The organism is Streptomyces sp. NPDC087440 (assembly GCF_044744005.1).
Lineage (GTDB): Bacteria > Actinomycetota > Actinomycetes > Streptomycetales > Streptomycetaceae > Streptomyces.
The window spans coordinates 64310-74694 of sequence record NZ_JBIUXN010000024.1 but is presented as its reverse complement, the minus strand read 5'-3'; the positions used below and the strand labels follow the sequence as shown (position 1 = coordinate 74694).

Below are 10385 nucleotides of genomic sequence, written 5' to 3'. Positions count from 1 at the left end.
GCGGGACAGGGGCGTCCGGCGGGCTTTGGCCGTTCGCTCAGCGGCGGGCCTCGACCACCGCCGCCAGGTCCGCTCCCGCACGCAGCAGTGCCACCGTCCGCGCGGCGATGTCGTCGAGCCTGCGTCCGAGGAGGTACGCGGCCGAGCCCGGCCCGTCGAGCCGGTCGAGCGCGCCCATCACCTCCCGCACGGCCGGTACGCCGTACCCGGCGGCGCGCAGGGCGGCCACGATGCGCGCCGCCGCGACGGCCGACGGTCCGTACCGCCGGGCCTTCAGCGACGTCACCCGCTCGGGCAGCACGAGCCCCTCGTCCTCCCAGAACCGCAGCGTGGAGGGCCGTACCCGCAGCGCCCCGGCGAGTTCGGTGATCGTCATGGAGTCGGCGGAGCTGTCCGTCTCGTACGTCTGCACCTCGCCCCGAATGGCCCGCAACGCCTCCTGCGCGCGCAGCGTCAGCTCCCGCTCCCGCGCGAGACCGGTGTGGACTTCACCGATCGCGGCCGCGGCCTCGGCGAGCGTCCCCGACCACGCGTCGGTGAGCAGTCGCCGGGCCGCGACGGGTCCGGCGGCCACCGCGAGCGCCCGGTAGGCGTGCAGGGCCCGCACGTGAAGAGGCCCGTACCGCCGGTATCCGTTGGCTCCGCGCACCGCCACCGGGATCACGCCCAGCCGCTCCAGATTCCGTACCTGCTGCACCGAATACCCCGACGCCGCCGCGACGTCGACCGTCCTGAGGTCACCACCGTCCACCCGAACCCCACACAAGCACTTGAAGCCAACACTTGAACCATGACCGACGACACGAGTATCGAACAGATCCTGGCCGCCGTGCGCACCCTCCCCGGCGCGCTGATCCTCGAACCGCGCGAGGGCGACGGCACTCCGGAGCAGGTGTGGGGCGACGCGTTCTGCTACTACGCGCCCGACGGACAGGTGCCGCAGACCGTCCAGCCGTACGCCACGGTCGTCACGAAGGACTACCCGGGCGACACGGATTCCGCCCTCGACGCCCCCGGCCGCTGGCGGGTCAACGTCCACGTCGACCGCGCGACCTTCCGGGCGTTCACCGGGGAAGAGCCCCGGAGCCTCGCGCTGCCCCGCGATCACGCGGCCGCCGACGTCGTGCTGCCGCACCCGGTGTACGGGGAGCTCGGCTGGCTCTGCGTCGTCAACCCCGCCGCCCGCACGACGGAGACGCTGCACCGGCTGCTGCGCGAGGCGCACGAGGCGGCGACGGCCCGGGTCCTGCGACGGCGCGCGGCGGGTGACCGTGAACAAACCGGTGACCATGAATAAAACAGCTGGTCAGCAGCAGGGCAAGTGATCGCAAAGGAAAATCAAATTCCCGTACAACCTTTCGATCTCCTCGGATGTCTGACCGTGCAGCGCCTGCCGTCAGGCGCGGACAAAATGTCGATTTTTCCGTCCCCAATTCCGTGATGGCAGGGGGTGCGAGGGCAAGCGGTGAGGGGCTGGTCGGGGCATGGGGAGCAGAGGCAAGAACAGTCGCGGGGCGGCGAGCCGGGGCCGCCGCGCGCAGCCGTCACCGAGGGCCCGCTCGTACGACGAGCCCACCCGCCAGTCCCACGCCGAGCCCGCCGAGCCCTACCAGGGCCGCGCCGCCGCCCGCCGTGCCCAGGGCGGTGGGGGCGGTGGGGGCAGGGCCGCGAACCGGCGGGGCAGGCGCAGGCCGCGCGGCCGGTTCCGCACGCTGAAGTGGGTGCTGGCCGCGCTGGTGGTGCTCGGCGGCACCGGCATGGCCTGGGTCTACTTCAGCCTCGACGGCAACCTCAAGCAGGTCGACATCGAGGGCGCGCTCGGCACCAACCGCCCCGCCGAGGTCGACAACGGCTCGCTCGACATCCTCGTCCTCGGCTCCGACTCCCGCCGCGGCCCCAACGGCGCGTACGGCAAGGACGTGGGCAGCGCCCGCGCCGACATCTCCATGGTCGTCCACGTCCACGCGGGCCACGAGAAGGCCAGCGTCGTCTCCATACCCCGCGACACCCTGGTGACCCGCCCCGAGTGCCAGAGCAACAGCGGCAAGCTGCGCCCCGAGGCGGAGCGGCAGGTGTTCAACACGGCGTACGAGATAGGCGGCCCGGTCTGCGCGGTCAAGGCGGTGGAGCGGCTCAGCGGCATCCGCATGGACCACTACCTGGAAGTCGACTTCAACGGCTTCAAGCAGCTCATCGACGAACTCGGCGGTGTCTCGATCACCACCACCAAGGACATCGACGACCCGAAGAGCAAGCTGCGACTCCCGGCGGGCACCCACCAGCTGAACGGCGAGCAGTCCCTCGGCCTGGTCCGCACCCGCAAGACCGTCGGCGACAGCAGCGACCTGGGCCGCATCCAGCTCCAGCAGGCCTTCGTCAAGGCGCTGATGGAGCAGGTCAAGGACGTCGGCATCATCAGCAACCCGAAGAAGCTCTACGACCTCGCGGACAGCGCCACCCGCACCGTCACCACCGACTCTGGCCTGGGCTCGGTCCCCTCGCTCCTGACCTTCGGCAACTCGCTCAGCGGGATCGGCGCCAAGGACATGACGATGATCACGCTGCCGATCGACTACGACGCCAAGGACAAGTACCGGGTGATCCCGCTCAAGGAGCAGTCGCAGGTCCTCTGGCAGTCGCTGCGCGAGGACAAGCCGATCCCGGAGTCGGTCACGAAGGACTCGGCGGGCGACAAGGTGGACGCGGGCAAGCTGGTCAAGAGCGACTAGCGGCTGTGACCGCCGGCCGCCGGATCCCGGAAGGCCCAGGACGCCACATCCCGGTACCGGATCGGCCCCGGCCCGCGCCCGAAGTTGCTGGCCACCAGGTGCAGCCGCGCCGCCCGCCAGGCCGTCCCGGCGAACCCGCTCAGCGACGCGGCGACCTCCACGACGGACGCCGGATCGTCCCGCCGGGTCCTGGCCAGCGTCAGATGCGGCCGCAGCCGACGCTCCGGGAAGGCGATCCCGGCTTCCCTGACCAGCGCCCGCACCTCCTCGGCCAGCAGCTGCAAGGCCTCCAGGTCCCCCTCGATCCCGCTCCACAGCACCCGCTCGTCGAAGTGCCCGCCGCCGGTCAGGGCGAAGGACAGCGGCGCCCGGGACGCCGCCAGCTCCGCGAGCGGGGCACGCAGCAGGTCCACCGCGGCCACCGGCTGCTCACCGAGGAAGGCGAGGGTCAGATGCCAGTCCTCGATCCGGTTCCACCGCATGCGCGGGTACGCCGCGTAGGCGGGCCCCAGCGCCCGCGCCAGCTCGTCCTTCGCCGGGTCGGGAGGGGCGAGGGCGACGAAGACGCGGGTGGTGGGGGAGTTCTCGGGGAGGCCGTTCTCGGGGTGCACGGCACCCATTCGTACCGCACGCGCACCGACGCCCCCTAGCCGCCCGCCCGGCGGGTGGTGCGCGGAATCCCGGACTCCCTCCGCTTGCGGCGGGACAAGGCTGCGCGCCGGGGATGATGGAACCTGCGCACATGTGCGGACGCGAACGGAACGAAAGAGGAGTGCCGGTGGCGAGCAGGATGCATCAGCCGAGGGAGAGCGCCGAGTTCGACTTCGTGCTGGCGAGGGTGGAGGGCCCGGTGCTGGCGTACTTCGGCGGGACGTGGCCGAAGGCGGTGCAGGTGTGCAAGGAGATGGACGTGGTGGTGGGTGAGGCGGCCGAGGAGTACGCGGGCCGCCTGACCGTCCTGAAGGCGGACATCACACGGTGCCCGCTGCCGGTGAAGCGGTACGGGGTGACGGGAGCCCCGACGCTGGTCCTGCTCCGCGGGGGAGAGCCCCTCGCCACCATCTCCGGCCCACTGGACCGACCCGGCCTGGCCGCCTTCCTGCACCCCCACCTCTGAGCGCCCCGCCAGGGGCGCGGGGAACTGCGCGAGCAACCCATCACAAGCCGCGCGGCGAGCGCTCTGGGTGAAGGGGCGGGACCGGGGCGAAACCCGGTGGTCCGGGGGCAGCGCCCCCGGCACGAACAGCACCCACCCACCCGCCCGCACACAGAACCCCCGAACCCCCCATTCCCCTTCTCCGCCAAAGGTCTTGACAAGCCCATTGGTCTGGACCAGATTGCCCCCCACGGTGGCCACCGTATCCACACCCCCTCCCCACCACCCCTCTCCCCGGAGGCACCCCGTGGACCCCCAGCGCACCCCCGCCCCCAGACACCGCCGCTCCGCCCTCACGGCCGCCCTCACCACCGCCGCGCTCGCCGCCGTCGGCATGGCCACCGCCCCCACCGCCCAGGCCGCCGACCTCAACGTCGCCAAGAACGCGGGCTTCGAATCCGGCCTCGCCAACTGGACCTGTACGGCAGGCAGTTCGACCGCCACCCCCGTCCGCACCGGGGCCTCCGCCCTCCAGGCCACCCCCGCCGGTCAGGACAACGCCCGCTGCTCCCAGGCCGTCGCCGTGAAGCCCGGTGCGACCTACACCCTCTCCGCCTGGACCCAGGGCGGCTACGCCTACCTCGGCGCGAGCGGCACCGGCACCACCGACGTGTCGACCTGGTCCCCCGGCTCCACCGACTGGAAGCAGCTCACCACCACCTTCAAGGCGGGCCCGAACACCAAGACCGTCACCGTCTACACCCACGGCTGGTACGGCCAGGCCGCCTACTTCGTCGACGACGTCTCGGTCTTCGGCCCGGACGGGGGCGGCGGCACCGACCCGGAGCCCGGCATCCCCGCGACCCCCTCCGGCCTGACCGTCGGCTCGCCCACCTCGACCTCCCTCACCCTCTCCTGGTCCGGCGCCACGGGCGCCACCTCGTACAACGTCTACCGGGGCGCCACGAAGCTCCCCGCGGTCACCGGCACGTCCACCACCGTCACCGGCCTGACCCCCGACACGGCCTACGACTTCCAGGTCACCGCGGTGAACGCGGCAGGCGAATCAGCCAAGTCGACAGCCGTCAGCGGCCGCACCGCCAAGGTCGACACCGGACCCGGCCCCAACCCCAACGTCCCCAAGCACGCCCTGACCGGCTACTGGCAGAACTTCAACAACGGCGCGACCGTCCAGAAGCTGCGCGACGTACAGGCCCAGTACGACATCATCGCCGTCTCCTTCGCCGACTCGACGGCCACGCCCGGCCAGATCACCTTCAACCTGGACCCCGCGGTGGGCTACGCCAACGTCGCCGACTTCAAGGCCGACATCGCCGCGAAGAAGACGGCGGGCAAGTCGGTGATCCTGTCCATCGGCGGCGAGAAGGGCAACGTCACCATCAACAGTGACGCCTCCGCCACCGCCTTCGCCAACAGCGCCTACGCGCTCATGCAGGAGTACGGCTTCAACGGCGTCGACATCGACCTCGAACACGGCATCAACTCCACCTACCTGACCAAGGCCCTGCGCCAGCTCTCCGCCAAGGCGGGCCCGAACATGGTCCTCACGATGGCCCCCCAGACCATCGACATGCAGTCCACCGGCACCGAGTACTTCAAGTCCGCCCTCGCCGTGAAGGACATCCTCACCGTCGTCAATATGCAGTACTACAACTCCGGCGCCATGCTGGGCTGCGACGGCAAGGTCTACAGCCAGGGCTCCGTCGACTTCCTCACCGCACTGGCCTGCATCCAGCTGGAAGGCGGCCTCGACGCCTCCCAGGTCGGGCTGGGCGTCCCCGCCTCGACCCGGGGCGCGGGCAGCGGCTACGTCTCCCCGGCCGTCGTCAACAACGCCCTCGACTGCCTCGCCAAGGGCACGGGCTGCGGCACCTTCAAGCCCAGCAAGACCTATCCCGCCCTGCGCGGCGCCATGACCTGGTCCACCAACTGGGACGCCACGGCCGCCAACGCCTGGTCCAACGCGGTCGGCCCCCACGTCCACGCCCTCCCCTAACCCCGCCCCTCCCCCCCCCAACGCACCCTGCCCGTACGGGACATGACCGTACGGGCAGGGTGTCCCACGTGCACGCACCCCTCAGCGGAACTCGTGCACGACGGTGATCCCACCGACGATGTGCGCATTGAACTCCGCCAACTCCGCGGCCGGAACCCACAGTTCGAGGATCGTCCGGCCACCCGCCTGCTGGACCGGATACCGGCGCAGGAACTCCGATTCGACCTCGAACCGCGTCACGAAGCCCGCGCCGTCGTGCTTGACGTTCCAGTCGCGGGCGATGCGGATCGCGTAGTCCTCGTTGAGAACCGGGTAGAAGATCGGCTGCTCCGGCAGCCGGGGCGGCCACGCCCGCCACCCCAGCTCCCGCACGAGCTCCAGCTCCACGGGCCCGGTGGGGCGCCACAGGGTCGTCGTCGGCCGGTCGGTCGCCATGGTGTGGTCCGCTCGCTCTCGTGCAGGGGGGCGCAGGTGCGCCGGATGGGCATGCGTGCAGGGGGCGGCGCATGCGCGCCGGGTGGCAGAAGGCCAGGCACCGCGCGGGACGGTGGCCACGGAGTTTCCCCTGGCCGCCGGAGCGCCCTGTGCCCCGAACGGGTGTCGTCCCGTTGCCGGGTGTGCGTGGCTCCGGTGGAGTGGTGCGGGTGTGTGTAGGAACGTAACGCCTCCGTAGGTACGCGTGGATGCGTACGGAAGCGCGCACGCACGGCACGGGCACACAGGCACCGCGACAGGGATAGAGGTGGCCGCGATGGCAACCCGTACGGCCAGCAAGGACACCGACGTACGGCACAAGGCGGGGCGGAAGGGGGCGTCCGAGGAGGCCGGGGCGGTCGCGCCCGCCGTGCTGGAGGCGCCGGTGGACCCGCCGCCCGGGGGTACCGACCCCGAGCTCCTGATCAGGGCGTCCGTGCTGCTCGCCGACGCCGCGCTGGCCGCCAAGCAGGCCGGTGCCGAGATGACCGCCGCCACCTTCAGCTGGCGGGTCGGCCTCGACGCGCTCAAGCGGCCCCTGTGGGCCATGGGCGCCCTGGCCGCCACCGCCCGCGCGCTCACCAACCCCGGCGGGCTCGGCTTCACCGCCAACGGGGGCGTCGTCGGCGAGACCACCCGCTCGGCCGCCGCCCTCGCCCGGCTCAGGTCGACCCCCGTCGCCATGGCCGTCGACGCCTTCGCGATGCGCATCGAGGCCGCCGCCGTCGAGCACCCCAACCTCGCCGCGCCCCTGGCCAAGGACCTCACCGACGCCTTGGTGGCGGGCAGACGGCTCGACGCGATCCGCGCGGCAGGCCGCCTGGTCGACCTCATGGGCCTCACCCGCACCCTGACCACCGTCAGCCCCGTCCTCATGGAGCTGCTCGCGCTGATCGCCCTGCTCGACGAGAACCCCGCCAACGACGACTTCGCCTGGGTGACCCTGGCCGGCGGTGTTCCCGACACGGATCCCTTCGTCGGTCTGCCCGCCGGGCTCATCCGCTACCTCAACCCCGGCCCCGGCCGCGCCGAACGCACCGAGCCCGACGCCATCCTGGAACGCTGCCTGACCCGCTCCAGCAACGAGATCGTCAGCTACATCGACGACATCGCCGCCCTCGGCAACCACGGCCTGGCCCTGCTGCGCCGCATCGAGTGCGCCGACGGCACCGTCCGGCACGTCCTGCTGCTGCCCGGCACCAGCTTCGGCCGACTGCGCAACAGCACCCCGCAGGACGTCGTCGGCGCTTTCGACGGCATGCTGCGCACCGACACGACGTACACGCGTGCCGCGAAGCAACTGCTGCTGCGCTCGGGTGTCCCGGTCGGCTCGGACCTGATGGTCGTCGGGCACAGCCTCGGCGGGATCACCGCGATGAACCTGGCCACCGACCTCGACCTGGTGTCGACGTACCGGCTCACGCACATCGTCACCGTCGGCTCGCCCATCGACAACAAGCGGCCCGCCGACCCGAACACCCAGGTCATCAGCCTCGTCAACAAGTACGACGTCATCCCCAACCTGGACGGACGGGGCCCCTCGTCCCCGAACGACATTCCCGGGCACTGGGTCGAACTGGCGTGGCTGGACGACACGTACGACTATCCGCTGTCCCACGCGCCCCAGTCGTACTCGGGCACGCTGCGCAATGCCATGCCCCAGCACCGGGAGCACGTGAACGCGCTGATCGCTGACTACGACGGCGAGATCGTCGGCAACCAGCCGTATCTGCTGCTCGACAAGTAGCCGCCCCGTCGGGCCGCGTCGCCCCCCGGCCCCGCCCGGTCCGTCCCCACCGGCCCACCACGCCCTCGTACGCCACGAAAGGCCGCCCGATGACCGTCCTCGACGACCCGACCGAGTCCCGTGAGTCCCGCGGGCCCGCCACCGCCCGGCCGCTGGAGAACGTCCTGTTCGGTGCCGCCCTGGCCGCCCAGCGGATTCCGTGGATCGACGCGCCCGCCCGCGCGCTCGGGCTGACGCCCCTCACCCGCGAGAGCCTCACCCGGCAGCTCCTGGCCCACCTCAAGGGCAGCACCTCGGGCCGCCCGGTCCGGCTGCACACCCCGTTCGGCGCCTACCTCGCCCCGCTCGACGCCGACGACGCCGCCGACCTGCTGGGCCACGCCCACGACGCGGGAGCGCTCGGCCGCGCCGACCACCTCACCCCCGACGGCCGCCGCCACCCGGTCGCCCCGCACGCGGCGCTCCCCGTACCGCCGTCGTTCCTGCGGGACGTGCACACGCTCGCCGCCCAGGAGGCGGCGCACCTGATCGCCGCCCGGCACGCCGACGCCACCGTGTCCTGGGAGGACTGGTGCACGGTGGCGCGACGCCTGGTCAGGCGGGTCGTGCTGGGTGCGGCGGCGGCCGACGACACCCTGCTCAGCGACTTGCTGGCGGCGGCGGGCAGTTCCGAGGACGCCCACGAGTACACCGACCGGGCCGCCGCGCTGCGCCGCCGCCTCGCCCCGTACCTGCGCGACGGCGGCGGCCTCGCGGACCTGTCGGACGCGTCGACGGTGGGTGGCGAGGAGACCGCCGCGGCCGTTGAGCACACCCTCGACCTGCTCACCCAGGCCACCACGCACACCGCGCGCCAGGCCCTCGCACTGCTCGCCGTGCAGCCCGTCATGCCTCCGGAGGAACGGGTCTCAGCCGCCGTCGACGAGGCGCTGCGCCGCTATCCGCCCCGGGCGGCGACGAGTTACGAGGTGCTCGCACCCTTCCGCTGGCACGACGTGTCCATCGAGGCCGGAACGGACGTCCTGTGCGCCACCGCCTGGCTGAACGACCTCGCGGAGGGCCCGGGCGCGGCGGCGCCCTCGCTGTGCGCGGTGCCGGGCACGTGCGAGGCGGCGGACCTGGCCGTGTTCACCGCCCGCGCGCTGGTCGGCGCCCTCGTCGACGCCGTCGAACCCGTCGTACTGGCACCCCGCCTCGACCCGGACGACCTGCCCACGAGCCTGCCCCCGGCCGCCCTCGCGATCGCCCTCACCGGTACGGACCCCGCCGCTCCGGCCCCGTCGGCCGAGCCCGCGCCCGCCCCCGCCCAGGGCCGCACCCCCGCCCACTACGCGGCCCTGAGCAGGGAGAGCGCGCGCAGCCTCGAAGAGCACGCCCAGCGGCTCGCCGAGTGCGCCCGCGACAGCGGCTGGAACCACGACGCCGTCGGCGAACGCTCCCGGATGCTGCTGCTCGCCCACGCGGAGCGCTGCCGCCGCGCGGCGGCCGACGTACGGAACGCGGCGCGCTGGCTGGCCCATTGAGCCGGGTGCCCACCGGGTGCCCACCGGGTGGCCAGTGTCAGTGTCAGTGGAACGGCGACGTCCGCCGCGCCCTGTCCCGGTCCACCATCTTCTGCACCGTCGCCTGCGCCTCGTCGCACAACAGCCGTGCCGCCGCGGCCCGTTCGGCGAAGGAGTCCGACCGTACGGGAGCGGGAATCGGCTTCCCGAAGGAGATCAGCCATTTCGACGGCAGCGGCAGCAGCGTGGTGACCGGGAAATAGGGCAGCCCGGTCAACTGCGCCAGGAAATCGACCTCGCCGAGCTTCGGATACGCCTCCTCCGCGCCCACGATCGACACGGGCACCACCGGCGCTCCGGCCCGCATCGCCGTCACCGCGAATCCCGTACTGAACGTACGCAGCCGGTACCGCTGCCGGAACGGTTTGCGCACGCCCGCGAAGCCCTCGGGGAACAGCCCGACGGCCCGGCCCTCCGTCAGCCGACTCAGCCCCACCGTCGGGTCGTTCTCGAAGATTCCGGCCTTGCGCGCGGTCGAGGCGACGACGGGGAACCTGAACACCAGACTCGACGCCATGATGTCGACCTGCCGCGGCAGGTCCCGGTCCAGCACTTCATTCAGGATGAAACCGTCGAGCGCCCAGGCTCCGGAATGATTGGCGACAAGTATCACCGGACCCGATTCCGGAATGTTCTCCATTCCGGAGGTCTCCACCCGGAAATACGCCTCGGAGAGCCAGGCCAGCAGCCCCCGCAGCGCTTTGTCGCCGACGTCCTCCACCCATTCCTGCACGGAATCCAACTCCTGCACGGCCAGTCC

General features: G+C 72.1%; 10 protein-coding genes. 6 read left to right on the top strand and 4 right to left on the bottom strand.

Translation table 11 applies throughout. The features are described 5' to 3' along the window. Positions 1–37: 37 nt before the first annotated feature. Positions 38–751 carry a MerR family transcriptional regulator gene (locus ACIO3O_RS35205; RefSeq protein ID WP_401752960.1) on the bottom strand — a complete coding sequence of 238 codons (714 nt, stop codon included), beginning with the start codon at positions 749–751 and terminating at the stop codon, positions 38–40. Positions 752–808: 57 nt separating this feature from the next. On the opposite strand from ACIO3O_RS35205, the gene ACIO3O_RS35200 reads away from it, so the two are divergent. Next, positions 809–1297 (top strand): DUF6194 family protein, encoded by a 489-nt coding sequence (locus ACIO3O_RS35200; protein WP_401753024.1) that lies wholly within the window; start codon positions 809–811, stop codon positions 1295–1297. Between the two features lie 187 nt (positions 1298–1484). Beyond that, positions 1485–2729: an LCP family protein gene (locus ACIO3O_RS35195; protein WP_401752959.1), complete on the top strand. Its 1245-nt coding sequence runs from the start codon at positions 1485–1487 to the stop codon at positions 2727–2729. Here the strand turns inward: ACIO3O_RS35195 and thpR are convergent. After that, positions 2726–3340, bottom strand: coding sequence for an RNA 2',3'-cyclic phosphodiesterase (gene thpR, locus ACIO3O_RS35190; protein WP_401752958.1), 615 nt, complete (start codon positions 3338–3340; stop codon positions 2726–2728). The two genes, ACIO3O_RS35195 and thpR, sit on opposite strands and share 4 nt — an antisense overlap. Before the next feature lie 167 nt (positions 3341–3507). Here thpR and ACIO3O_RS35185 point away from each other — a divergent pair, with 167 nt between their 5' ends. Both ACIO3O_RS35185 and ACIO3O_RS35180 read left to right on the top strand, forming a co-directional pair. After that, on the top strand, positions 3508–3846 hold the full coding sequence (locus ACIO3O_RS35185) for a thioredoxin family protein (RefSeq protein WP_401752957.1): 339 nt from the start codon (positions 3508–3510) through the stop codon (positions 3844–3846). Positions 3847–4132: 286 nt separating this feature from the next. Continuing rightward, positions 4133–5842: a chitinase gene (locus ACIO3O_RS35180; protein ID WP_401752956.1), complete on the top strand. Its 1710-nt coding sequence runs from the start codon at positions 4133–4135 to the stop codon at positions 5840–5842. An 81-nt stretch (positions 5843–5923) separates the two neighbouring features. Here the strand turns inward: ACIO3O_RS35180 and ACIO3O_RS35175 are convergent, their stop codons facing one another. Then, positions 5924–6277 carry a hypothetical protein gene (locus tag ACIO3O_RS35175; protein ID WP_401752955.1) on the bottom strand — a complete coding sequence of 118 codons (354 nt, stop codon included), beginning with the start codon at positions 6275–6277 and terminating at the stop codon, positions 5924–5926. A gap of 316 nt (positions 6278–6593) precedes the next feature. Between ACIO3O_RS35175 and ACIO3O_RS35170 the strand changes: the two genes are divergently transcribed. Both ACIO3O_RS35170 and ACIO3O_RS35165 read left to right on the top strand, forming a co-directional pair. Then, positions 6594–8063 (top strand): hypothetical protein, encoded by a 1470-nt coding sequence (locus ACIO3O_RS35170; protein ID WP_401752954.1) that lies wholly within the window; start codon positions 6594–6596, stop codon positions 8061–8063. Between the two features lie 89 nt (positions 8064–8152). Next, positions 8153–9586, top strand: coding sequence for a hypothetical protein (locus ACIO3O_RS35165; RefSeq protein WP_401752953.1), 1434 nt, complete (start codon positions 8153–8155; stop codon positions 9584–9586). Between the two features lie 43 nt (positions 9587–9629). Here the strand turns inward: ACIO3O_RS35165 and ACIO3O_RS35160 are convergent, their stop codons facing one another. Then, positions 9630–10376 carry a lysophospholipid acyltransferase family protein gene (locus tag ACIO3O_RS35160; protein ID WP_401752952.1) on the bottom strand — a complete coding sequence of 249 codons (747 nt, stop codon included), beginning with the start codon at positions 10374–10376 and terminating at the stop codon, positions 9630–9632. Positions 10377–10385: the final 9 nt, after the last annotated feature.